Raw genomic sequence first — 24,165 nt, 5'->3', positions numbered from 1 at the left:
GTTAAAACTCCACCTGATGCTTAGAACTCTGTTTATTAAACAAGTAAATATAATTTTTTCAGTTTTATAAGTAAACCTATAAAAAATTATATTTTTGTTTTAAATCAATGGCAATATTAAAATATTTAAGAGCCTCCTGAACCTTTTTCATATCATAATACATACATCCTATTTCCATATATCTTTCATACATGCAGATATTTGTTTGAAATTTCGATAGAGCATCCAGCGAAAGATTCATATACATTTCCCCTTCAGCTAACTGACCTTTTTTTATAAATATCAACGCTTTATAATAGTATGCTCTTTCTATAAGAACTATATCATTTAACTTTATAGAACAATCTAAAGCTATATTACATATACTTTCAACTATATCCCAAATTTGATTTTTTATCAAAATACCTACTATTTTGATTACAAAATTAGCAAATTCCTCTGCATGCTCTTTAGGATGTATTTTCAATGCTTCATTTATATAAAATACTGCCTTCTCACTCATATTTAAAGTAAACATAACTTCAGCATATTCAACCATAGATGTGGATTTATCTTTCAAATTATCTTTATAAAATTCATTTGCCTTTTTTTCATATACTTTGAATTTTTCAGTATCATTTTTTAAAGAAAGTATTGCTAAAATATGATAAACTTTTGCTTTTTTTATGTCTCCATCTATCATGTTTATAAATTTTATAATCGTATCAGACAATTCATAAGCCTTTTCATAATCATTAAGAGCAATAAAACAAATTATTTTATTATATGTAATTTTTCCTAGTAATTCATTACTACCAGTTTCTGCTGCAATGTCTAACACATTATCATAATAATTTATAGCCTGTGAAAATTCTTTTGTTTTAAAAAAATATTTGCCAACATCCATATAATACAGGATTGCTTTTTCTTTAGAAAAATTTTTTTGCAAATATTCATAATACTTTATAATTATATTATACAACTTTTCTAATTCACTTTTTTCTAGATAATAGTTAAATAAGAGATGTATTATCCTAAAACATATATTATCATAGTTATACCGTTCAGCAAATTTAAAATTATATACTAAATTTTTTTCATAATTTTTTTTATCTTGTTTTTTCTCAATATCATCTATATTTTTTATTATTTGATTTTTTATATCTAATTTCAGATACTCAAAACTAATTTCAAGTTTGTCTGATAAAAATTCTAAAATCCAATCTTCTGGTTTTATTTTATCATTTTCAATGCAGCTCATTTTAGAAATTGATATCTTACTATTACACAGTTCCTTCAAAGTATATCCCTTATATATGCGTGCTCTTTTAACTTTTTCTCCAGTAGAAAGTATCTCCATAATTATCACCTATTTTATTTAATACTCTTTTAATATTCCAATTCTTTTAAAAATTTCAACACCTTCACTTAAATACTTAGCTGCTTCCTTATCCATCTTGCTATCTTCATAGAATTTTCCAAGTTTTATTGATATATCTGCAGCTTCTTTAGTATAATTCATTTTTATCGCAAAATTCAATGCATCAATTAATGTATTTTCTGCTTCTTTTTTATTACACTCAATCATATTTATTCTAAATTTCATCATGTAATAATATACTAATGATTTATTATTTTTTTCGTCTATCTTGTCCCTTATTTCTTCTAGAACTTTCTTTGAATTTATAATATCCTTTAATTTTATATAATTTTCACATATATTTATAAGTGTGTCCACAATTTTGCCATCTTTACATTTCATTCGCAACTCTTTTGCTTTATTTAAATGTATAAATGATTCTTCAATATTATTAAACTCTCCAAAAAGTTTACCTAGATTATTTTCAATTCTTGCAGTATTTATTACATCTTCTAATTTTCTGTATACATTTAATGTTTTTTTAGAATACTTTATTGCATTATTTATATCTCCCTTTTTATTATACTCTTCTGCAAGTAAAAATAAGCTTTTAGCATATTCTTCCTTATTATCTATCTGCCTAAACTTCTCATTTGCCAGATAAGAATAGTTTATCGCTTCCTCCATATTTTCTAATTTAAAATTTATACAAGCTGTATAATAATATATTTGTCCAAGCAAGAAATCATTTCCTATATTATTTTCCTTATATACATTCTCCGCCTGCTGCAAATAACTGCTGGAAGCATGATATGATTTCATGCTTATTGTAATCTTCCCCAAACTTATAAAAGTTTTTATAATTTCTTCATATTTATTATTTTTTATAAAAACAACATTAGCAGACAATAAAAGCTGTTGAGCAATAGGATATTCTTTTCTCGCTGTATAGATTGTCCCCTTTAAATATAAATTCTTTGCTTTTTCATATTGTAAGGAATACTTTTCTGAATAATATATAGCCTCTTCTATATACTTTTCCGATTGATTCAAATTTCCACTTATTATATAAGATTCGGCTATATTTTCAAAATAAGTACATATTTTTTGTGCTTGAGTTTCTTCTGACTCCATTAAATACTCAATGGAAGTATTCAATTCACCTGCTAAGTATTCCAACAAATCCATACTAGGATTTGACTTTCCTGATTCCACCAAACTTATTTGTCCAGGTGTAATTCTATCCCCTGCCAAATCTTTTAAAGTCATATTGAGTTCTTTTCTTCTTCTCTTTATTTTTTCTCCTAAAGAAAGTATTTCCATCATTCACTCTTCCTTTATTAATCACAATTTTTGTTTCATGTCTACTTGTTCCAATATGTTACATTTTTTTCAATATATAAAAAATAAAAGCTACACCTTGGGATAACAATATCTAAATATTACATATAATTAAAGTTATATGTAATGTGAAGATTTTTGTTTAGGATAATTTTTAAACCATATTAAAATATTATCCTATATTAGTATCATTATAACATATTTTTAATTATAATATGAAAACTTTAAAAAATAAAAGCATATTGCCACAAACCTAAACAATATAGTCTAAATTAATAAAAAAACAATGTAAAATGCACATCTTTATTATTAAAAGCGTACATTTTACATTGTACTTATTAGGATTCTATACTATCTCATCCAATTCATAACTCCACCGTACATATTTCCTGCAGTATTTCTTAAGTATCTAGAAGTTTTTCTTATCATTCTCTTTTTAGATCTATCTAATTCTGGTACTACCATCATTCCTACTGCTGCACCAATTACTGCACCTGCTACAAACTTTCCACGCATTTTATTACACTCCTCTCTTTAAAAAATGCTTTTTCTTTTACAGAACTATGATTTTTTATGTTCTTTAGATAGATTATGCAAATTTATTTTCTTTAAACAGCTTAATTTTTACATTTTCATATATCAATAACCTTTATATTTTTTTCACCTTTAGGTGCAATTTTTAATATCTCATTCTTTACCTCATCATTAGCTGTCTTTATCTCATTATTCATTAACCATTTTTGAACACTTTTTTTTGATTCTATTTGTAACTTTTCCTTGCACTTTTCATCTGCCAATTCATTAAACAAATCCCCAGTATGACTATCTACTTTAACAAATATAACCTCAATGTTTTTCATAAGCTCGCTCATTTCTTCGTAATATTTTATAGATGAGGCTTCTTTTCTCTCCCATAGCCCAAGGGCGTGCTTGCAGGTTCCTTCATAGTCGTGGAACAAAACGACTTTTTTCTCTCCCTTAGACAAAGCATATTGTACTCCTCTAACAGCTGCTTTTAATTCTCCAGATATTTGCCTTATATTCTTACCTTCTTCACAAGAATGTGAATCGCTTTCTATATAATAAACTACATTACCTTTAACTGCCACCAATGCATAAGAATACATCTCCGTTGAAATGTTATAACTTCCATCCACATATACATGTAAACAATCTTTAGGATAGTTGCCCTCAGACTTTTTTAAAATCTTATCCTCTCCTTTTAAATATTCCAAAGCTGAATTTGTATCTTTAAAACTCTTATATGTAGCACCTTTAACACCTTTTACACGTTTTAGACATTCTCCCCAGGTGTTTACTATAATATTTTGAACCTTTTCATTTTTTTCAAAATCATATCCTTCTTTTATAGCATATACTTTTTTAACCATATCAATTTACGTGTTATATCAATCCCTTATGTAACACTTCTCCCCTCTTTTTCTTTTCTTTCAGATGATTTGAATACATTGCTTAGCTGATTTAAAACCTTAGAAACATTTGCACTTCCAATTATTTTTGTAATATATTGTACTGCTTCTCTTGTAACCAGAATTATATTTTCCTTACCCTGCCAATTTTCAATTATGATTTCTTCTGGTATTTCATCTATTATAGTATTAAGTGCAAAAAACGCCAGAGCAACATCATCTATTTTCCCAACAAAAGGTATAAAATCAGGTATTATATCTATAGGACTTGCAAGGTAAGCTATTACGCCTGACAGCATAATCTTAACCTTTATTTTAACCCTTTTGTCCTTAAATAATCTTATAAATAACATTATAATATCCGGTACAAGCATCCCATACTCTACGATTTTTTCATATTTTTGCGGCACCTTACTTACAACTTTTTTTCTAAACTTATGATACTTATCTAGAATAAGTATACTTCTTTTCTTTTTCTCTATGTTTGGAAATTTCTTTTTTTCCTCATATCTTATATCTTCTGCTTCTACCTCTAGTGCTCTAGGAAGTATTTCTACTTTTTTTAATTTAAGATTAAAGTAAGGTATCAGCTTTACTGCCAGATTTAAATCCACTCTTACTGTATCTCTGTCCACCTCTACCCCATAAGGAGAAAAGTTATCTAATAATTTCTTAAGGACAATATTTTTTACATTCTTAAATACCCTAAACTTATACACATGTACATCAAATATTTTTAAATTTATTATATTGTTATTTATATTTCCTATTCCCATCTTAACTTGAAAATTAGCAGATATTTTGCTCTTATATGTCCCCTCTATTGTTATTATTTCATTTATACTTATCTTTTCTATATTAAGTCCTTCTATATTCACATACTCATGAACTATACCAAGTATGTCTTGTTCTGTCAAAATTGCTTTTCCAAAGGACACTTTCATATATAAATCTCCTCCCTAAATTTACAAACTTCTTATTATAAAGTATACAGTAAATTAAATTTTCTGCAATAAACAATTCTAAAATTCCCATACTAGTTCCATAAATTACTTTAGCAAAATTTATGATTTTAATTAGACTAATTTATAAAAATATTATAATATCATTATATGATTTTATAAAGTTTCGTTTGTTTTTACAAAATTCGACTATAGAACTTATAATTTTAAGTTAATTCATATAAATCACTGTAAATAATCTATCTCAAGAAAGGAGAACTTAAATGAAAAAGATAAAAAATAAGTTTATAATAATTCCTATTTTAACCTCTATTTTATCTCTTTGCATGTTACTATTTATGAATTATAGTAACAGCTCTGTACCCTATAAGTCATATATTTCGTTTCAAAAAGATGTATCAAAGAAAATAGTTTCAACAGTGTATATGACAGATTCCTCCCAAATAAGAGTAAAATTAAAAAACGGAAGCATATATGATACGGATAATCCTAGAACCCCTAATGCTAAAGAAGTACTTTTAAACGATGGAATAAGTGTATCTGAGCAATATACTGTAAATAACAGGCAAGCTTATCCTACTGCTATACTTATAATTTCCATTATGGCAGCTGTTTTTATGGCACTTAAGTTTTCTAACAAATCTTCTAAAAAAATAGTATCTCTCGATTCCTTAGATGCTTCTGCCATAGAAGATTCTAATTGTAATTTTAAAAGTGTAGCGGGAAATGAGGAAGCTAAAGAGAGTGTCCAGGATATAGTTGATTTCTTAAAGAACCCTAAAAAATATGCGTCTTATGGTGCAAGAATGCCAAAAGGGATTTTATTATTCGGTGAGCCAGGAACCGGAAAAACTCTCCTTGCAAGAGCCATTGCAGGTGAAGCAGAAGTCCCATTTTATGCTGTTTCAGGCTCTGATTTTGTACAAGTATATGTAGGTGTAGGTGCCAGCCGTATAAGGCAGCTATTTAAAAAAGCTAAAAGCAATAAATCTGGAAAAGCGGTTATCTTTATAGATGAAATAGACGCTATAGGTAAAAAAAGAGATGGCTCAGGAAGTACCGGAGGCTCTGATGAAAGAGATCAAACTTTAAATGCTCTGCTTACAGAAATGTCTGGATTTAATGAAAAAGAGGGAATTGTAATAATAGCTGCCACCAATAGGTTAGATATGCTAGATCCTGCCCTTTTAAGACCTGGAAGATTTGATAGACATATAGAAGTAACTCTTCCTGACGTTTCTTCAAGGGAAAAAATTATATCTCTCCACTTAAAAAACAAACCTGTAGACAATATAGATGTACATGAGTGGGCTCAAAAAACTTCTTACTTTTCAGGTGCAAAAATTGAGAGCTTAATAAATGAAGCTGCAATACTCGCCTGTAAAGAAGATAGTACTTATATAGAAAACAAGCACATTGATAAAGCTTTTTCCATAGTACTAACAGGGTATGAGAAAAAAGATAGGGATTATATAAAAGATATAGATAAAAGAATAACTGCTTACCATGAAGTAGGCCATGCTCTAGTATCCTCAAAAGTACTTCCAAATGAAAAGATTTCTAAAATAACAATCATTCCAAGTACTAAGGGAGCTGGAGGTTATACATTAAGTATACCTGAGGACAAGCTCTATCAAAATAAAGATTACCTACGTAAAAGAATAATGGTACTTTTAGGTGGAAGAGCTGCTGAAGAAGTTATCTTTGGAGCAGATTACGTAACCACAGGTGCCTATAATGATCTTCAGCATAGTACAAACATAGCCTTTAAAATGGTAACTCAGTATGGAATGGGAAACACTTTAGGTCTTTTAAATATGAGGGAGCTATCAGATTTAAATATAAATCAAAACGAGATTATCAAAGAGTGTAAGTGTCTTACAGATTCAATATATAATGATGTAAAAAATATTCTTATTGAAAATAGGCACTGTCTTAAAGCCACAGTTCAGTTACTTATGGAAAAGGAGACCTTATTTTCAAATGATTTAAAAAACTTATTTAACTAGCAATTTATTTATTGGGCAATGTTTTTACATTGCCCAATAAAATATGTTATGACTACTCCTCCTACAAGCCCTCCTAAGTGTCCAAAATTATCTACATTTGCTATAGAAAATCCTATTATAAGGTTTACCACAATTATAGATATTACATTCATTAAAAATTCCTTACCAATTTTATGTTTCATTTTTATAGCAAATACCAATGCCGCACCTAAAAGTCCAAATATTGCTCCTGACGCTCCTACTGAAATAGATGACGAAAACATAAAACTAAATACCGAGGAAACTAAACCTGATATAAGGTACATCACTATGTATTTAACTTTACCATACACTTTCTCAACAAAAGAACCCATTATATAAAGTGAATACATATTTACTCCTAAATGAACTATTCCAGCATGTAAAAACATACAAGTAAAAAGTCTATAATACTCACCTGAAGCTATAAGTGAGTTAACCTTAGCTCCCATAAATACAAGTACATTTATATTACTGTCAAATATATTTCCAGAAAGGTATGCAGTTACCGCATATACAGCAACATTTAAAGCTATTATGATCCACGTTACAATTAGGTCTTTCATTTTATATATATTTTTTGACTGCTTATTTGCTAAAGTACTTTGTTTTACATAAATCATACAATTATATATTTCTTTAGCTAATTGCTCTAAATCAGGAGTATACAAAGTTATTTGATTAAAATAAGGATTTAAAAAAATTAATCCACATTGTGGATTATTATTTTCATCCACTGTGACATGTACTTCCCTATCTAACACTATTTGTACAAGTCTTACACTTTTACTGTCAAACAGTTTCTTTAAACGTAACTTTATATCTTCAGCATTTATATTTCTATAACTTTCCACCCTAGAAAAGAAAACTACCTGCATAATAGAATTTTGCTCTCTGCATAACGCCCATTTACTGCATGTTCCATTTATACCTTCTAGCTCTATAATATTAAAATTATAGTTTTTGCATAACTTGTCTATTAAATTATCAATATATGAACTCATATTTTTCTCCTCAAAAAAACGAATACACAGTATATTATCATAAATATTTTGATATCTATAACACACTGTGTAACTTATTTTTCTCAACTTAATTCCATTTATACTATTTCTTCTACGATTATACTTAGATTTTTAAGTAAATCGACTTCATAACCTGATATGTTATCTCCAGTTTCAGGATCTTGTAATACCCTTATCACCGGTCTATCCGGAAATCCTCTGTTTTGCCTTACAACATACCCCTTAACTCCATTTGATAACTTAACGCAGCATCCAAGTGGATAAACAGCAAATGTATTTTTGAAATAGGATACTATTTCCTGGTCAAAACTACTTCCACTTCCTGAAAGTATAAGTTCATAAGCATCATTAGGGCGAAACTTTTTTCTATAACATCTATCGTTACTAACAGCATCATATACATCACATATGCAAACCATCTTTGCAAAATTTGTTATCTGTTTGTTTGTAAGTCCATAAGGATACCCTCTACCATCAACCCTCTCATGATGCTGTTCAACTATTTTAATTATAGGACTGTATGTACCAACCGTTTTTTTTAAGATTTTTGAACCGTATACAGGATGTTTTTTTATTTCAGCAAATTCTTCATCCGTCAACTTACCTTTTTTATTCAATATCTCTATAGGCACCTTTGTCTTTCCTACATCATGTAGGATAGCTCCCACACCAAGTTCCTTTATATCAAATTCATTGTATCCTGCGGAAATTCCTAAAAAAGAAGCCATAACACAAGTATCTATTGAGTGTACAAAAGTATAGTTATCATACGTCTGTATGTCATAAAGGCTTTTATTAACATCTCCAACATCAACTATGTAATTAATCATTTCTTCTACTGTTTTTAAAGAATGTCTTAATCCTTTTTCATCATAATTATTTAGATTTACCATTACTTTTGACATACTTTTCATAGTGGACTGTTTAAGTTGCGACAATTTTTCATCTTCGACATATACATCTTCTAATCTTTCATCTTCGACGTATACATAAAATACACCTAATTTTTTTAATTTATCTATATAGTTACTATTCAACTTTACTCCTGCTCGTAATAAAACTTGTCCTTCACAGGTTAATATACTCTTTCCAAGCACATCTTCTTCCATAACCCTATCTATAAATTCCAGTCTCATAATTTCACCCCAATAAAGTTTTACATTGTAATGTTTGTTAATAAAATAATACCATACAACCGTAAAAATTTAAATAATTTAAAATTAAAAATGCCTTAGCCTTCAAATAAATCATAACTCTACAAAATATTTTTCTAGATAAATAAAAATATGTATTTACTTATTTTGTAAATTTGTATATTATAATAATGAAAGCATTATTTCCATTATATGGAGGAGAATTATGAAAAAATTTATTATTATATTTATAAGTATTTTACTCACTGTTACAATAGTGGAAAAAGTATATGTGTCCTATAAGTGCAGAGATATCAACTACGCAGTTAAAAACTATTTTACTACTGGCATCTTTAATAAATATAAGCTGTGCAACATGGGTGATATAAATATGTATTTTTCCAATGGAACAGTTGCATTTATTAAAGTTTCTGGTATGTCTACTAAAATGCCTCATGAAAAACTAGAATATACCGTATTTATACAAAAAAACGCACGAGGAGTGTGGAAAATAAAAAAAGTATATCCTGCACAGATAACTTTAAAATAAAACTCTTTAGTTTTTACTACTTTTTCTCTTTCTACAATCTGCACATATTCCATTTAATTTAAAATCCAGTTCTTCATCCTCAAATACAAAGCCTGTTTTGCTTTTTATAATTTCCTCTATTTGCTGCATAGGACAGTCTATTTCTACTTCCTTATGACATATTTTACACTCCAATATATGTTTATGCTTTTTTCTCATTATAGCGTAACTATATTTATTTTCACCCAAATCAAATTTTCTAACAATTTTCTTATTTTCAAACAATTCTAAGGATCTATAAATAGTGGATAAATCTACATTTATGTTTCTTTCTCTACACTTTTCAAATAAATTATCAACAGTTATAGCATTCTCACTCTTAGATAATATATCTAAAATATTTAATCTTGCTTTTGTAACTTTTATTCTACGTTTTCTCAAGTACTTTTCTACATCCATAAATTCACCCCAAATTTTCACTTAAAAAACATCATTTTAATACCAAATATAATAAGTATTACTCCCCCTATATAATCTGCATATTTACTTACAATATGTATTTTCTGGAGGTACTTCGAAATAAAAAAAGCAAATAAACACATAATGAAGGTAATTAATCCTATAAACACAGTGCTAATAAGTAGATCTATCCTATTTGCTATATTATTTAAAGTTGTAAATCCTATTACCATTGCATCAATACTTACTGAAACTCCAAGCACTAGAATCATTCCTGGTTTAATGAGTATGCATTCTCCTTTACTCCCCAAACCTTCTTTAACCATAAAGATGCCTACTATAGATACTAATGCTCCTCCAATTACCTGGGGAACAGATGCAATATATGTATTAAATAAAAAGCCTGCATAAGCACCGCATATAGCAAAAAAAAACTGAAAAAATCCACATGAAAAAGAAAGTTGAAACTTATTTCTTTTCTCCACTGCGCCATTCAATCCCACACACAGTGAGACACCAAAGGCATCTAAAGAAAGTGCCACTGCAATCAAAAGTAAAAAATAAAATTTCATATTATTTTCCTTTCACAATTAAAATTACTTACTTAATTTTACTTTATTATTTTTCTAATGTCTATAAGTTTACTTACTATTCATATGTATTTTTCTGGAAAATTAAGCATATATCCATTACATTTAAGCCATTTCCTTCTGTTTTTGTATTGTGGAATTATAGATTCTACTAATCTCCAGTAATCTCTAGAATGATCCATATATACCAGGTGGCAAAGTTCATGCACAACTACATAATCTATAACTTCCATAGGTGCCATTAATATTTTGTAATTGAAACTAATATTACCGTTAGAGGAACAGCTTCCCCATCTAGTCTTCTGACACCTAATTGTTATTTTTTTTGGATAAACATTTAGATTTTTGTGATAAATATCCACTCGTTCTCTAAAAATCACCTTAGCCCTTTGTTTATAAAATTCGCATATGCTCTTTTTAATATTTTCTTCATTTTTTAATAAAACAGCTTTGCCATAAACTATAATTTTATCTTCTGCAATTTCTACATAACATTTTTTTATGTCTGCCTGCTGCATTTCTATTTTTAAAAAATTCCCTATCCATAAAAGCTTTTTTCCATCTAACAGCCCCATAGACTTCATGTTATAAATTCTATTCTTTGTAACTTCCACGTTTTCCTGTATCCATTCCATTTTATTCTCAACTATTTTCTCTATGGATGGATAACTAACATTAAGAGGTGCTATTACATATACTTCACCTTTTCCATTAATTTTAATAGTTATGTTTTTTATATCCTTCTTTATTACCTTATATTCAAATGAAGAAAGTCTATGAGTTGTTTCCATTTTTCACCTTTCACTAATTTTTAACAGTAACTGGCTTTATAGTGTCGTTAACCTTTATATAGTAAGTCTTACCTTTTTCTAACTTTTCTTGTGGCACAATAACCACCTTGTTGTCTTCTACGCTGCCTATTTTAAAAGCAACCCTTTTACCAGTAGTACCATTTATAATTTCCATATTTATTTTATTTTTCATATCAGAACTTATTTTTTTGTTAAAAATTACAGTAAATGCTTTATCCTGCGGCACCTGCTGCATTGTATCTAAAACCTTATCTTCTGGATAAAAAAACTTATATACATTGCTAAAGTATTCTTCTGGAACTTTTGCCCATCCATCTTTAGTGCCTATACAAATTTGTGATCTATCTATATTATTCACTATATACTTAAAAGCAGACCAATATTCCTCATTTTTAGCAATACTTAAATCTATATAAAATTTTTCATTATTTATTGTAACCTTTAAAAATCCTCTTTCATCTGTTCCATCTTTACACTGTCCCGACAATAATTGCGCTACTGCCAAAGAATTCTCATTACCTGTATCAAAATCAGGTTTTATTCCTACTTTTTGTATTATATTACCTGCAGGGGAATAAAACTTTTCTACAGTTAATTTCAATGCTCCTCCATCTGAAAGATCAAACATCTGCTGTGCCACACCTTTTCCATAAGTAGTATTTCCTATAAAAAAGGCTTTTTTATAATCCTTCACTGCTGCAGACAATATTTCAGAAGCACTGGCAGTATATTTATCTACCAAAAATATAGTAGGCTTGTCTATTATATTTTGTTCTTCTCCTGCCAGGTAACCTGTTTTTTTACCATTTTTATCTTCAACTATAAGTGCTAAATTTTGTCCTATAAAATTTCCTGCTACATTTAGGGCAGAATCCATATATCCTCCACCATTATCTCTCAGGTCTATTATGTACCTTGCAGGTTTATTTGCTTGAAGCTCTTTTAACTTTTCATTAAACTTTTGTGATGTGTCTTCTCCAAAAGATGCTATATGAATATATGCAGTATTACTATCCAACATTTTTCCATCTACTATTGGAATACTTACCTCTCCCCTTTTTACAGAAAAGCTTAATACCTTGTCCTGCCTTTGAATTACAAGATTAACATTTGTATTTTCGTCTCCTTTAATATATGAAGAAGCTTGATCAAGTGTTATATTGGCAAGTGAATGGGAATTAGCCGAAATTATAATATCCCCTTCCTTAAGTCCTACATTTTCTGCTGGAGAATTCGCAACTACAGAATCTACTTTTATTCCTGAAGGAACCTGAGACATATATATGCCTATTCCGTAAATTTTATTATTTATAGAATTTAAAAAATTTGTTTCTTCCTCTTTAGAAAAATACTCAGTATATGGATCATTAAGTTTTTTCAATGCTTCATCTATACTAGATGCATTTAATACCCCGTCTGGTATATTGCCTACATAATAGGTTTTAATATCGTTTTTCACTTGATTCAGTACTTGTGACGAGTCTGCTGCCGATGCTGTAAATGAAAAGCCAAGTAAAAAAAACATAGTCCAAAATACTACAAATAATTTTTTTGCATATAATCTCATATCTAATTTTCTCATTGAGTTACTTTTCATATAGTAATCCTCCCAAAATTATTATAGGTTGTAATTGAAATTTGAACTTATTCGCAGATACATTTTTACAATAATGAAGTACATTTAAATATTTCATACATAAGTCTTAGTAAAAATATCCGGAGAATAATTCAACTTTCAATCTAGAAACTCTATAATTAATGAACTAATTATATCATTATTGAACATTTACTTCCATTGAAATTTATCTTTTTTGCTTACTATAGCTTAGGAGGATATAGTTACGGCAAACTTAATTATTGATATTTAATCACATATAATTCCACACTATGTAGTAATATATTATCTTACAACAATTCATAATATTGAAATATCAATTTATTTATTATATAATTAAATTGCATAATAAATGATATTAAATTTATTATTATAATTACATAATAAAAGGAGCTATAACATGAAAGAACAACTCTCTCCAATAGAATTACATAAAAGGCATATAAAAACTGCTACTACAATTTTTTTTATAGCATTAATATTAGCAGTATCTATAATAACCTATATCATTTCATCAACTTAAAATAAAATGGCAGAATCTTAAAGTTCCGCCATTTTTTATTTTGCCTATACAATAACTATTTAATTTTTTTACATTAAGTCAAAATTTTATATGTGCAAAGTTGGCATATTAATTATTTATCCTAAATTTAGTTATATTGCCCTTAAGATTTTCTGTCATACTTTCAAGGTTTTCTGCAACTTCGTATACTTTATTTGCAGACTTACTCATTTCAGCACTGGAAGCAGCTATTTCCTCAGTAGATGCAGCCATCTCTTCTGCAGTAGCTGAGGTTTCTTCTACACTACTCACTATTTTATCTTTGCTTTTTTCAAGGTTGTCTACAGATACATTCACTTTTTGAATTTTAGGTATTATATTATTAACTGCATAAGTTATATTAGTAAAAGCTTCTATAGATTCATTTATAGACTTAGTTTGATTTACAATTTCATTGTCCATCTCTGAAGTTTCCTTTACTATGGCTCCTATTTTATTAGAAAGCAATTTAATTAAGCTATCTATACTTGTAGAAGACTCCTTAGTTTGTGAAGCTAATTTTCTTACTTCCTCTGCCACAACTGCAAAACCTTTTCCAGCTTCTCCAGCCCTAGCTGCTTCTATAGCTGCATTTAAAGCTAGCAGGTTAGTTTGATCTGAAACACTGTTTATAATATTAGTTATGTCATTTATTTTCAGCACATTACTGCTAAACTCCGTTATATCTCCCTTAAACATTTTAAAAGAATCATTTACCTTTGCGATAGACCTTTCTATATTAGGCAGTTTTTCACTATTTTCTTTTGCCATACTGTCTATCTCATTAGAGCTCCTATCTATTTCATTTATATCCTCTACTATCTTAGACAATTCATTGCTAAAGGAATCTATAACCCCATTTACAGCAACTAATTCTTGTGCCTGATTTGTATTTGCTCCTGCCACCTGATTTATAGTCTGGGATACATCACTTGAAGATCCAGATAATTCTTTAGAAATCAGAACCAAGCTATTTGATTCATCAACTATAGTTTTAAAATCATTTCTAATAGTATACAACAAATTATTCACAGATTTTCTCATACCTTCTATACCTTTGGCTAAAACTCCTCCTTCATCTTTATAATTCAAGTATTCTCTAGGAACTTCTTTAGTAAAATCTCCTTTTGATAAAGTATTCATATACTCTGCAGAATAAAGTAATACTTTAGTTATCTTAGATACAAAAATATTTGCTGCTATAACAGACAATATAGCTATTAGTAACACAATAATACCTATGCTTTTAAAAACTTGAAATATCTGATTATTTATTACACTTTTACTAATACCTATAAAAAACATTCCCAGTACATTTCCTTCATTATCCCTGATTGGTTTATATATTACCTCATAGGGTACATTCAATATTTTTGTTTCTCCCCTAAAGTCTTCTCCAGATTTCAACACTTTATTTGAAACCTCAGATAAAGCTTTTGTATTTACAGCTCTATTTCCTTTGTTCATTACCGTCGTAGAAATCCTTGTATCTTTTAAGAATATAGTAACTTCTTCACCTGTCTCCGCTTTTATAGAGTCTACAAATTTAGTATCTCCACTTATGAGTTTACTCCCCTTGTATAATTTGCCACCCTTTTCTTTCCATGCTCCACTATATTTTTCATCTAATAACTTTAAAGCCATACCAGAATTTGATTTCAATTGATTGGAATAGCTTTCATCTGTTATATTACTCAAATTATGATGTACTAATATAAGAACTGAAGCACTTAAAATCAAAATGATACATACTATTAAAAGATTTATTTTACCCCTAACTTTTAGATTTTTCATTTACACTCCCCCTGAAAATATAATATAACTTTATCTGATGGCTACCTACTGTAACACTCCCACTTTTATCAAAGTGGGAGCTAACCATAGCTACGCCCTAGATAATTCATCTAAACTTAGTGGGAGAAGCAAAACTCTAAAGAGAAAGCGACTGTCATCAAATCAAAGATTGGGGATATCTACTTTTTCCACTAAGTAAGATTCATTGATGAAAACGTTTATATAATTTATTTAAAAAAAGTCAGAGCACTGCTTCCGACTTTTTGTCCTGTTTTTAATTTCTTTAATCTTAAATAAATTAAAAATTTATTCATTTCCTTTATATACTATTATATCAAAAATTTAAATTATATTCTACATTGCAATTAAACTTATCAGTGAATATTATTTAGTAGCTTTCACAAAATTCATAGAAATGTTATAGTAGGTAATCATCAAACAAGATATAGCCCTATCTTACTTGCTCAAAAACACTTTTGACTATAGGGACCACATAATGGCTTCCTCCCTTTTCTTTAGCATTTTCCACCATGGCTATTACTAAAAGCTTTGGATTATCTACATTAACTGCAGCAAACCATCCAACTTCCGTTCCACTAGTATCCTCCTGTGAAGCCTTTATCTCTGCAGTACCTGTCTTTCCTGCCAAAGCCATTCCAGGTATATATGCTTCATGTCCTGTCCCTTTAGGGTTTGAAACTACCTGTTCTAGGTCATTTAAAATAATATTTGCATCTTCTTTAGGATATACATCTTTTTTCCATATCTGTGCCTTGGCATTATCTTTATATATAAGGTATGGTTTTATAATATTCCCTTCATTCACAAAAGAATCATACATTGCCATTAAGTGAACTGGGTTTAATAGAATTTCTCCCTGGCCATATCCGCTGTCTGCCAGCTGCACCTCTGTTTTTATATTTCCTTTTGAAGCTAATTGTGATCTAGAGAGTCCATACTCAAAAGGCATTCCCTCACCTAGCCCCCAATTTTTAAGTTCTGTCTCCATAGTGTCTTTTCCAATATCCAGTGCAGTTTTTGCAAAATATATATTATCTGAATAAACAAGAGCATTCAAAAGATTGCTAGGCTCGCCATAATCCTCTACTCGTGTAACATAATACTTTCCCCAACTACTGTCTTTTTGCCATTTAAGTCCAGAAATATTTTTAGACACTTGTGGATTTAATTTACCATCCTTTAAACCTATTGCTGCTGTAATAGGCTTGAAAACAGATCCGGGAACTACATTGCTCTGAAATCTATTGTATAAAGGTCTTCTCTTATCTTCATTTAAAGTTTTCCAAGTATCACTTGACATACCCATTACAAAATCATTAGGATCAAAAGAAGGAGTACTTACAAGGGCTAGAACCTCCCCCGTTTTAGGATTCATGCTAACACCCATGCCAGCATCTTGCTGCAATTCATTATATAGTAAACTTTGAATTTTAGAATCTATAGTAAGTTTTATATCTTTTCCATTATGTACTTTTCTCTTTATGAGAGTCTTTTTTTTCTTATTATTTTTATCTACAATATAAATTTCATATCCGTTTTGAGCTCTTAAAGTACTTTCATATATTTGTTCTAATCCTGATTTACCTATTATATCATCAGGTCCATAATTTTTATTTGTTTTTAATTCTTCTGCAGTAACTTTATGTACATACCCTGTTAAATGCGCAGCTGCATTTTTTAACGGATACACTCTTTCCTTTATATACTGCACTTTTACTCCAGAAATTCTTTGAAGTACAGCTAGATTACTGTCGTCTTCCTGTATTATCTTTATAGGTACAAACATATCCTTTTTTACATAAGATGCAGAGAGTTTCTTATTTATATCTTCTTTTGAAATGTTTAATAGGGCAGCTATATTTTCCTTAGATTTTTCACCATTTTGTTCTAAAGTTTCAGGTACAATCCCAATTTGTGCTGCCCTACCATCCTCTGCTATAGGATTGCCATTTCTATCATAAATCGTACCCCTTTTTCCCTGTACAGTATCTATTCTTATTTTATCCCCTTCTTTTAAATCCGGAAATATATTAGAAGGACTCCACACTACTTTCCAATCTGTTTTGTCATTATCCTTTTCTTTTTTTAAACTTATACTGTTTGAAAAATCTAATTTACCTGCTGCAGTATCCATACTTACCTTTATTGGAACTTTTGCAGCTCCATCTTCATATTTTATGTCACTGCTGCTGTCAATCTTTACATTTATATTCTTTGCTTCTATTCCACTGTAAATATTATTGTAACGACTCACAAAATCTTTTTTAGCAATCCTAGATTTACTATCTTTATCCATCTTATTGTACATTAAATCATAGTTGCATTTTGTCCATGCATCTATGTAACCATTTAAGCTATTTTTTACCATATTACTTTTGCTGCTGCACGCAGTGACTGTAAATATAGATAATGCTATGAAAATACACCATAAAAATTTACATTTCATAAAATCATACCTCTAAGACAAATCCATATTATTTAATATGTTTTTTAACTCCCTCAGTTCATCTACAGTTAGGGTAACTCCCTTTCCCATTTTATCATGTTCTTGTGACCAATCTCTTATATCATATTTAGCAGTTCTATCATTCCAGCTAACTAAATTTAATTCTTTCTTCCATCCTTTAGGGGATTCTGATAATACTCCTTTATTTTCTTTTATTTCATATTTTATACCTGCCATTTTATACACCTCTCAAAATCAAAAATTTATTTTCTATATTATACCATAATTACAGAATACCATCTATTTAAGAATTTCAATAAAAAATTAAACTTCTGAGTGTCAAATCCTCAGAAGTTTAATTTAAATTCAATCAATGAATCTTACTTAGTGGGAATTTGTTTCTCCAACTAAGTTCAGATAGAAATCCCTATTTTCGTATCTGTCCTTCTCCATAGACTACATACTTTGAAGTAGTAAGTTCGTTTAATCCCATAGGCCCTCTCGCATGAAGCTTCTGGGTACTTATACCTATTTCGGCACCAAATCCAAACTGCTCACCATCAGTAAATCTAGTAGAAGCATTTACATAAACTGCCGCAGCATCAACTTCATTTAAAAATCTTTGAGATGCGTTATAATCATTTGTTATTATAGCTTCAGAATGTTTTGTTCCATATTTATAAATATGATCCATTGCTTCATCCAGCGAATTCACTACTTTTACAGCCAATATCAAATCTAGAAATTCTGTATCATAGTCCTCTTCCGTTGCCAATTTTGCATAGGGAATCAATTTTTTCGTTTCACTACATCCTCTTATTTCAACTCCCAAACTTTTTAAGGTTTTTCCCAAATGAGGCAGGAAATTTTCAGCAGCGTTTTTGTGTACAAGCAATGTCTCCATAGCATTGCAAACTGCTGGTCTTTGAGTTTTTGCATTTAACACTATATTTTCTGCCATGCTTAAATCTGCACTTTCATCCACATAAACGTGACAATTTCCTATACCAGTTTGGATTACAGGCACTGTAGAATTCTTTACTATGGAATTGATAAGTCCCCTGCCCCCTCTTGGTATCAGTACATCTACATATTCGTTAAGTTTCATCAAAGTTTCCACTGCTTCTCTTTCAGTTATATCTATAAATTCAATAGCCCCTTCTGGAAGTCCGGCACTAACAGCAGCTTTATTTATTGTATTGTATATAGCTACATTGGAGTTTATTGCCTCCTTCCCTCCTCTTAAAATAACTGAATTTCCACTTTTAAGGCAAAGTGCAGCAGCATCCACAGTTACATTTGGCCTAGCTTCATATATTATTCCTATTGTTCCAAGAGGTACTCTCACTTTTCCAATACGCAGTCCATTAGGCCTTTTCCACATTTTAGACACTTCACCAATAGGATCTGGAAGTGATGCAACTTTAATAAGTCCACCTGCCATAGAATCTATTCTCTTTTGGTTTAGTTCAAGTCTGTCGATAAAAGCTTTACCTTTACCTGATTTTTTAGCATTATCCAGATCTAACTTATTAGCTTGTAAAATAAGTTCTTTGTTGTTTTGAAGTGCCTCTGCCATATCATCTAAAGCTCTATTTTTTAAATTCGGACCCATATTAGATAATATTCTTGCAGCCCTACTTGCAGTTTTAGCTTTTTCTACAACATAACTACCTACATCCATCTCTATAAGCCTCCTTTTATTTTTCTGCTTCAAATAAAGTTCCAATTTCTTTATTTGAAACTATATCTTCTATAACAGAATCTTGGGATCCATTTGCTATTATCATAGATATCCCCGATGATACTGCTATTTTTGCCGCCTTAATTTTAGTATACATACCACCTGTTCCAACATTGCTGTGAGATCCCTTACTGCAATCTTCAATTTCCTTAGTTATTTTAGGAACACAGCTTATTAATTTGGCATCTTTATCTGATTGAGGATCAGAACTATAAAGTCCATCAATATCTGAGAGCAGTATGAGAAGATCTGCATGAATGGTCTTTGCAATCAAAGCTGAAAGAGTATCGTTATCACCAAATTTTATTTCCTCTACTGCAACTGCATCATTTTCATTAACTATGGGTATTACTCCACGTTTTAAAAGTGCTGTGAAGGTATTTTGGGCATGAGTATAATTGTCCACAATATCCAGATCATTTTTTGTAAGTAAAATTTGAGCAACTATTTTGCCATGTTCTGAAAACATCTTTTCATATATATTCAAAAGTATTCCCTGGCCAATAGCCGCAGCAGCTTGCTTTTCACATATGTCTTTTGGCTTTGTTTTAAGTCCCAATTTCAAAAATCCAACACCAATAGCTCCAGAAGTTACTAAAACTACACTTTTACCTTGATTTTGCAAATAACAAATTTGCCTTACTATTTCCTCTATTCTATACAAATCCAAAGATCCATCTTCGGTTATAAGAGTAGAAGTGCCTACCTTAACTACAACTTTTTTAGCATCCTTTAAATATTTTTCTCTAATGTTCATTTTTTACTCCCCACAAATAATTTAACTTTACATACTCAACCTTCACAAGTTAAGAATTAAAAATGTTGCTTAGCAAATTTTCTTAAACTGCAAAAATTAAGTTATATATTTACCTATTTACACTTAAATTTATGCATATTACCAGTTTTAAAATGCCCTGATATTATTAAAAGGGTATACTCTCAAGATAACATGTCCTCTTATGTCTTTCAAATTTATTGGTCCAAGTATTCTGCTGTCAGTACTATTTCCCCTATTGTCTCCAAGTACAAAAACATATCCTTTAGGGATTACATATTGTGTAATAAGAGAATTAGGTTCAGTAATTGTTCCCTTAGGAAGATAATCTTCTGAAAGAAGTTGTCCATTTAAATATACCTTTCCATCTTTTATTTCAACCTTATCTCCAGCTATTCCTATAACTCTTTTTATGTAATCATCATTATTTTCGTCTTTAGAATAAAAAGTAACAATTTCTCCTCTACTTATATGACCGGTTTCAGTACTTACTTTTTCTAAAAATACAGAATCCTTATCATGAAATGTAGGCTGCATAGAAGGTCCTATCACAGTTGTTCTTGCAAAAACATAGGTCCTAAATGTCAATGCAAACACAACTGCTAATATAATATAAAATACATATCCGCCTATATTCTTTAAAACTCCCTTATGTTCCATTTATCATACTCTCCTTCAATATTACAAAAATTATAATTAACATTTATTATAGCATAATATAAATTAACATACAGTTAACTTTATATAATATCCATTTAATTTGGAAAATATATAATAAGATTGTCAAATGGAAAATTAAGTTAGTCGGGGATATTATGAAGAAAAAATACTTATCCATGATAATAGCTGCACTTATTGCTGCCACATCAACAATAGCTCCAATATACTCAGTTCATGCAGCTTACGATAATACAACTATTAATACTAATTTAAATTCTACTGTAAAACCTGATCACATTACTTTAACCTGGACTAAAGACCCTAAAACTACACAAACAATCACCTGGAGAACTAGTACAAATGTAACTAAAGGATTAGTTCAATATAAAAACTTGACTACTGGAGAAACAAAAACTTTTAATGCTACTAAACAAGATTTTTCTACATCAAGCACTGATATAAATACTGGATGTATAAATTTATTGTTTTTGGGGATTCTCAAAGTGGAAATGCTGATGTTCCAAATTATGCTCCTTGGAATAAGACTGTTCAAAATGCCTATTCTAAAAATAAAGATGCAGATTTCATGATAAATGTTGGTGATTTAGTTGAAAAGGGCCAAGATTATAGGCATTGGAACAACTGGTTTAATGCTGCTAAAGGAGTTATTGACAATTTACCTGAAATGCCAGTTCAAGGCAATCACGAAACCTACAATGCAGTTGGCTGGGATTCAACTAAACCTAAATATTTTACAAATCAATTTAAAGTTCCGATGAACGGTCCTGATGGTTTCAAAGGGCAAGTATATTCTTACGATTACGGAAATGTTCATTTCGTTATGTTAGATAGCCAGGAAGATGAAGAATCTTCAAATAATGATGAATTAGCAGCCATAGGTGCTGATCCAAGGTTAGTTATATATGGAACACCAATTGCATTTGGAAGTAATCAAGCTGAAATCATAAAAGGTAAAGCTTATGTAAATCCAAATTATATAACTATGTACTTAGGTGGAAGCTATGATTCAGCTTCAATGAAATTGACTATAGATAAGCAAACCTATAGTTTCAATGCCAAAGATCTTTCTCCTAGTAAAAATGTGAGTTTAGATGCTTTATCTAAAGCAGGTTTTAATTGCAGCTATAATACCCAATTTAACATGATTATGATAAATAAGTAGTTAAACTTTTAGATTTTCTGTGACATCAGAAAATCATCCTTAATTGTGAATTGTGCATTATATAATTTCTAAATAGAATTTCTAACTAAAAAATAAACTTATGCGTAGAAATATTCGGAGCATAAGTTTATTTTTCGTTTAAAATTCTCACAAACTTTTTTATTTTACACGAATCTTGACACTTGCATTAGTTCCTAAAACCAATCCCTTAGTCTTATTGAACTGAATTTTAACTGGCACTTTTTGATTTACTTTTTTAAACTCACCATTTTTATCTTTAGAAGATTGATTTAAACCATTTTGTGATACTAATCCAATGGATTTTACTTTTCCATTAAACTTTTTACCATTAAATTCATCCAACTTAACAGTAACAGCTTGACCAACTTTCACATTTTGAATTTCTTTTTCATCTATATTTGCAGTTACATAAACATTATCTTCATCTGCTACAGTAGCTATAGTTTGACCAGCTAATTTAAATTCTCCCTGAGTACTCTGCTTTTTCACAACTATACCACTTATAGGAGCTCTCACTAAAGATGAATCTATACTTGAATCCGGGGTATTTGTAACTTCCTGTCTGGCCAATATCTCATCTTTATTAACTTCATCGCCCTCATTTATATCAAACTCTAGTAATTTACCTTGAATTTGAGTATTTACATTAACTACATCTGCACCCACTACTGCATCATTTGTTGAAATATAATAAGTGTTTTCATACCAGAAATAAGATATTATACCGCACAATATTACTGCAATTCCTACTAATATTCCAATAGCTGCTATTTTATATTTCTTGATTATACTAACTATTTTATTAACCACGCTGTATCCCCCCTTTTCACTACTCTAATCCTATTTCCGCAAACATACCTGGTTTCAAAGATGGATTTTTACCATTTATACTAACCTGTACTAAAATATCTGAACTTTGCGGCTCTACCTTAGAATTTATGACAGTTACTTTTCCTTGAAAATCCTGATCTGGAAGGTCAGGTACTCTAATAATTACATTTTGACCAACGTTAATCTTATTTAAAATGTAAGATGGTGCATATGCATTTACATATAATTTATCAGAATTAACTATTGAGATAAGCGGTTTACCTGGATAAGCCATATCTCCAACATTTACATTTTTAGCACTAACTGTTCCTGCAATAGGCGATGTAATAGTAGCATTATTAAGCGAATTTTGAGCAGATTTTAATGCAGCCTGTGCCTGATTTACCTGACTTTGATAAGTACTTATATTGGACGATGTAGAACTACCTGTTAAGCTTGTACTATTATACGTACTACTTTGTGCACTAGTTAAATTTGAATTTGCAGCATTTAATGCATTTTGTGCTTGATCAACTTGATTCTGAAGATCTTGGGTATCCAATTTTATAACAACTTGTCCATCTGTTACTTTTGTCCCTATGTCTACAGATACTTCTGAAACCCTTGCTGAAATGTTTGAAGTTATTTGAGTATCTTCATTTGTTGCAATCTTTCCTCCCATTATAAATGAACCTTTATCATTCTGCTCATTGGAATTTGTAATCGTCTTGGTAGGAGCTGAATTTTTATTATAACTACAGCCACCTAAAAACACTCCCATAACTACTAAACAAACTAAAATAATTTTTTTCATTTCCATCCTCCTCTTATGTAGGCACTGTAAAATAACTTTTTAACATTTTTATTATAAGCTTAATGTTGTTTAAAATAAAGGACTTTAGTCTAAA

At 29.7% G+C, this 24,165-nt stretch carries 24 protein-coding genes; 5 read left to right on the top strand and 19 right to left on the bottom strand.

Annotated features, from left to right (window positions below):
* Positions 1–76: 76 nt before the first annotated feature.
* The 5 genes from CLAU_RS13245 to CLAU_RS13230 all read right to left on the bottom strand — a co-directional run bounded on the left by CLAU_RS13245 (position 77) and on the right by CLAU_RS13230 (position 5,054).
* Positions 77–1,339: a helix-turn-helix domain-containing protein gene (locus CLAU_RS13245; RefSeq protein WP_029170077.1), complete on the bottom strand. Its 1,263-nt coding sequence runs from the start codon at positions 1,337–1,339 to the stop codon at positions 77–79.
* Between the two features lie 18 nt (positions 1,340–1,357).
* Positions 1,358–2,662 carry a helix-turn-helix transcriptional regulator gene (locus tag CLAU_RS13240; RefSeq protein WP_029170078.1) on the bottom strand — a complete coding sequence of 435 codons (1,305 nt, stop codon included), beginning with the start codon at positions 2,660–2,662 and terminating at the stop codon, positions 1,358–1,360.
* A gap of 369 nt (positions 2,663–3,031) precedes the next feature.
* A complete protein-coding gene (locus CLAU_RS20545) occupies positions 3,032–3,196 on the bottom strand; it encodes a YtxH domain-containing protein (protein WP_013237296.1) in 165 nt (54 codons plus the stop codon).
* A gap of 116 nt (positions 3,197–3,312) precedes the next feature.
* Positions 3,313–4,071 carry a ribonuclease H family protein gene (locus CLAU_RS13235; RefSeq protein ID WP_013237295.1) on the bottom strand — a complete coding sequence of 253 codons (759 nt, stop codon included), beginning with the start codon at positions 4,069–4,071 and terminating at the stop codon, positions 3,313–3,315.
* A gap of 26 nt (positions 4,072–4,097) precedes the next feature.
* A complete protein-coding gene (locus CLAU_RS13230; RefSeq protein WP_023162806.1) occupies positions 4,098–5,054 on the bottom strand; it encodes a YkvA family protein in 957 nt (318 codons plus the stop codon).
* A 281-nt stretch (positions 5,055–5,335) separates the two neighbouring features.
* On the opposite strand from CLAU_RS13230, the gene CLAU_RS13225 reads away from it, so the two are divergent.
* The gene (locus CLAU_RS13225) at positions 5,336–7,081 is read left to right on the top strand and encodes an ATP-dependent metallopeptidase FtsH/Yme1/Tma family protein (protein WP_023162805.1); all 1,746 of its coding nucleotides are present in this window, start codon (positions 5,336–5,338) and stop codon (positions 7,079–7,081) included.
* 8 nt (positions 7,082–7,089) lie between these two features.
* Here the strand turns inward: CLAU_RS13225 and CLAU_RS13220 are convergent, their stop codons facing one another.
* The gene (locus tag CLAU_RS13220; protein WP_023162804.1) at positions 7,090–8,103 is read right to left on the bottom strand and encodes a rhomboid family intramembrane serine protease; all 1,014 of its coding nucleotides are present in this window, start codon (positions 8,101–8,103) and stop codon (positions 7,090–7,092) included.
* A 98-nt stretch (positions 8,104–8,201) separates the two neighbouring features.
* A complete protein-coding gene (locus tag CLAU_RS13215; protein WP_013237291.1) occupies positions 8,202–9,260 on the bottom strand; it encodes an HD-GYP domain-containing protein in 1,059 nt (352 codons plus the stop codon).
* Between the two features lie 223 nt (positions 9,261–9,483).
* Between CLAU_RS13215 and CLAU_RS13210 the strand changes: the two genes are divergently transcribed.
* Complete coding sequence (locus tag CLAU_RS13210; protein WP_013237290.1) at positions 9,484–9,807, top strand: hypothetical protein; 324 nt, start codon at positions 9,484–9,486, stop codon at positions 9,805–9,807.
* A 6-nt stretch (positions 9,808–9,813) separates the two neighbouring features.
* Here the strand turns inward: CLAU_RS13210 and CLAU_RS13205 are convergent, their stop codons facing one another.
* The 4 genes from CLAU_RS13205 to CLAU_RS13190 form a co-directional block, all read right to left on the bottom strand.
* Positions 9,814–10,245 carry a Fur family transcriptional regulator gene (locus CLAU_RS13205; RefSeq protein ID WP_013237289.1) on the bottom strand — a complete coding sequence of 144 codons (432 nt, stop codon included), beginning with the start codon at positions 10,243–10,245 and terminating at the stop codon, positions 9,814–9,816.
* A 17-nt stretch (positions 10,246–10,262) separates the two neighbouring features.
* The gene (locus CLAU_RS13200) at positions 10,263–10,817 is read right to left on the bottom strand and encodes a manganese efflux pump MntP (RefSeq protein WP_013237288.1); all 555 of its coding nucleotides are present in this window, start codon (positions 10,815–10,817) and stop codon (positions 10,263–10,265) included.
* Between the two features lie 80 nt (positions 10,818–10,897).
* Positions 10,898–11,626: a M48 family metallopeptidase gene (locus CLAU_RS13195; protein ID WP_013237287.1), complete on the bottom strand. Its 729-nt coding sequence runs from the start codon at positions 11,624–11,626 to the stop codon at positions 10,898–10,900.
* 13 nt (positions 11,627–11,639) lie between these two features.
* Complete coding sequence (locus CLAU_RS13190) at positions 11,640–13,244, bottom strand: S41 family peptidase (protein ID WP_013237286.1); 1,605 nt, start codon at positions 13,242–13,244, stop codon at positions 11,640–11,642.
* A gap of 418 nt (positions 13,245–13,662) precedes the next feature.
* Between CLAU_RS13190 and CLAU_RS21380 the strand changes: the two genes are divergently transcribed.
* Complete coding sequence (locus CLAU_RS21380; RefSeq protein ID WP_023162802.1) at positions 13,663–13,785, top strand: hypothetical protein; 123 nt, start codon at positions 13,663–13,665, stop codon at positions 13,783–13,785.
* A gap of 108 nt (positions 13,786–13,893) precedes the next feature.
* On the opposite strand, the gene CLAU_RS13185 is transcribed toward CLAU_RS21380, so the two are convergent.
* The 6 genes from CLAU_RS13185 to lepB all read right to left on the bottom strand — a co-directional run bounded on the left by CLAU_RS13185 (position 13,894) and on the right by lepB (position 21,243).
* Positions 13,894–15,597, bottom strand: a complete 1,704-nt coding sequence (locus CLAU_RS13185; RefSeq protein WP_013237285.1) for a methyl-accepting chemotaxis protein — start codon at positions 15,595–15,597, stop codon at positions 13,894–13,896.
* Between the two features lie 451 nt (positions 15,598–16,048).
* Positions 16,049–18,064, bottom strand: coding sequence for a penicillin-binding transpeptidase domain-containing protein (locus CLAU_RS13180; protein ID WP_023162801.1), 2,016 nt, complete (start codon positions 18,062–18,064; stop codon positions 16,049–16,051).
* Positions 18,065–18,076: 12 nt separating this feature from the next.
* On the bottom strand, positions 18,077–18,301 hold the full coding sequence (locus tag CLAU_RS13175; protein WP_013237283.1) for a YdbC family protein: 225 nt from the start codon (positions 18,299–18,301) through the stop codon (positions 18,077–18,079).
* A gap of 190 nt (positions 18,302–18,491) precedes the next feature.
* On the bottom strand, positions 18,492–19,748 hold the full coding sequence (locus tag CLAU_RS13170; protein WP_023162800.1) for a glutamate-5-semialdehyde dehydrogenase: 1,257 nt from the start codon (positions 19,746–19,748) through the stop codon (positions 18,492–18,494).
* A gap of 16 nt (positions 19,749–19,764) precedes the next feature.
* The gene (proB, locus tag CLAU_RS13165; protein WP_013237281.1) at positions 19,765–20,565 is read right to left on the bottom strand and encodes a glutamate 5-kinase; all 801 of its coding nucleotides are present in this window, start codon (positions 20,563–20,565) and stop codon (positions 19,765–19,767) included.
* 147 nt (positions 20,566–20,712) lie between these two features.
* Positions 20,713–21,243, bottom strand: a complete 531-nt coding sequence (lepB, locus tag CLAU_RS13160) for a signal peptidase I (RefSeq protein ID WP_013237280.1) — start codon at positions 21,241–21,243, stop codon at positions 20,713–20,715.
* A 155-nt stretch (positions 21,244–21,398) separates the two neighbouring features.
* Here lepB and CLAU_RS21185 point away from each other — a divergent pair, with 155 nt between their 5' ends.
* Both CLAU_RS21185 and CLAU_RS13155 read left to right on the top strand, forming a co-directional pair.
* Entirely contained in the window at positions 21,399–21,833 is a 435-nt protein-coding gene (locus CLAU_RS21185) for a fibronectin type III domain-containing protein (RefSeq protein WP_023162799.1), read from the top strand.
* On the top strand, positions 21,725–22,426 hold the full coding sequence (locus CLAU_RS13155) for a metallophosphoesterase family protein (RefSeq protein WP_242832275.1): 702 nt from the start codon (positions 21,725–21,727) through the stop codon (positions 22,424–22,426). Before CLAU_RS21185 ends, CLAU_RS13155 begins: the two co-directional genes overlap by 109 nt.
* Before the next feature lie 159 nt (positions 22,427–22,585).
* Here the strand turns inward: CLAU_RS13155 and CLAU_RS13150 are convergent, their stop codons facing one another.
* Both CLAU_RS13150 and CLAU_RS13145 read right to left on the bottom strand, forming a co-directional pair.
* Positions 22,586–23,257: an HlyD family secretion protein gene (locus CLAU_RS13150; RefSeq protein ID WP_023162797.1), complete on the bottom strand. Its 672-nt coding sequence runs from the start codon at positions 23,255–23,257 to the stop codon at positions 22,586–22,588.
* A 19-nt stretch (positions 23,258–23,276) separates the two neighbouring features.
* A complete protein-coding gene (locus tag CLAU_RS13145; RefSeq protein WP_013237277.1) occupies positions 23,277–24,071 on the bottom strand; it encodes an efflux RND transporter periplasmic adaptor subunit in 795 nt (264 codons plus the stop codon).
* Positions 24,072–24,165 lie beyond the last annotated feature (94 nt).

Source organism: Clostridium autoethanogenum DSM 10061 (genome assembly GCF_001484725.1).
Classification (GTDB): domain Bacteria; phylum Bacillota; class Clostridia; order Clostridiales; family Clostridiaceae; genus Clostridium_B; species Clostridium_B ljungdahlii.
The sequence above is the reverse complement of the archived record's forward strand: the minus strand, read 5'-3'. Positions and strand labels throughout refer to the sequence as shown.

Bases quoted from the DNA above. Each gene is read 5' to 3' on its own strand.
- CLAU_RS13185 (WP_013237285.1), bottom strand. From the start codon at position 15,597: ATGAAAAATCTAAAAGTTAGGGGTAAAATAAATCTTTTAATAGTATGT.
- proB (WP_013237281.1), bottom strand. From the start codon at position 20,565: ATGAACATTAGAGAAAAATATTTAAAGGATGCTAAAAAAGTTGTAGTT.
- CLAU_RS13235 (WP_013237295.1), bottom strand. From the start codon at position 4,071: ATGGTTAAAAAAGTATATGCTATAAAAGAAGGATATGATTTTGAAAAA.
- CLAU_RS13170 (WP_023162800.1), bottom strand. From the start codon at position 19,748: ATGGATGTAGGTAGTTATGTTGTAGAAAAAGCTAAAACTGCAAGTAGG.
- CLAU_RS13215 (WP_013237291.1), bottom strand. From the start codon at position 9,260: ATGAGACTGGAATTTATAGATAGGGTTATGGAAGAAGATGTGCTTGGA.
- CLAU_RS13245 (WP_029170077.1), bottom strand. From the start codon at position 1,339: ATGGAGATACTTTCTACTGGAGAAAAAGTTAAAAGAGCACGCATATAT.
- CLAU_RS13190 (WP_013237286.1), bottom strand. From the start codon at position 13,244: ATGAAAAGTAACTCAATGAGAAAATTAGATATGAGATTATATGCAAAA.
- CLAU_RS21380 (WP_023162802.1), top strand. From the start codon at position 13,663: ATGAAAGAACAACTCTCTCCAATAGAATTACATAAAAGGCATATAAAA.
- lepB (WP_013237280.1), bottom strand. From the start codon at position 21,243: ATGGAACATAAGGGAGTTTTAAAGAATATAGGCGGATATGTATTTTAT.
- CLAU_RS13180 (WP_023162801.1), bottom strand. From the start codon at position 18,064: ATGAAATGTAAATTTTTATGGTGTATTTTCATAGCATTATCTATATTT.
- CLAU_RS13240 (WP_029170078.1), bottom strand. From the start codon at position 2,662: ATGGAAATACTTTCTTTAGGAGAAAAAATAAAGAGAAGAAGAAAAGAA.
- CLAU_RS13200 (WP_013237288.1), bottom strand. From the start codon at position 10,817: ATGAAATTTTATTTTTTACTTTTGATTGCAGTGGCACTTTCTTTAGAT.
- CLAU_RS21185 (WP_023162799.1), top strand. From the start codon at position 21,399: ATGAAGAAAAAATACTTATCCATGATAATAGCTGCACTTATTGCTGCC.
- CLAU_RS20545 (WP_013237296.1), bottom strand. From the start codon at position 3,196: ATGCGTGGAAAGTTTGTAGCAGGTGCAGTAATTGGTGCAGCAGTAGGA.
- CLAU_RS13205 (WP_013237289.1), bottom strand. From the start codon at position 10,245: ATGGATGTAGAAAAGTACTTGAGAAAACGTAGAATAAAAGTTACAAAA.
- CLAU_RS13195 (WP_013237287.1), bottom strand. From the start codon at position 11,626: ATGGAAACAACTCATAGACTTTCTTCATTTGAATATAAGGTAATAAAG.
- CLAU_RS13220 (WP_023162804.1), bottom strand. From the start codon at position 8,103: ATGAGTTCATATATTGATAATTTAATAGACAAGTTATGCAAAAACTAT.
- CLAU_RS13210 (WP_013237290.1), top strand. From the start codon at position 9,484: ATGAAAAAATTTATTATTATATTTATAAGTATTTTACTCACTGTTACA.
- CLAU_RS13230 (WP_023162806.1), bottom strand. From the start codon at position 5,054: ATGAAAGTGTCCTTTGGAAAAGCAATTTTGACAGAACAAGACATACTT.
- CLAU_RS13145 (WP_013237277.1), bottom strand. From the start codon at position 24,071: ATGAAAAAAATTATTTTAGTTTGTTTAGTAGTTATGGGAGTGTTTTTA.
- CLAU_RS13175 (WP_013237283.1), bottom strand. From the start codon at position 18,301: ATGGCAGGTATAAAATATGAAATAAAAGAAAATAAAGGAGTATTATCA.
- CLAU_RS13225 (WP_023162805.1), top strand. From the start codon at position 5,336: ATGAAAAAGATAAAAAATAAGTTTATAATAATTCCTATTTTAACCTCT.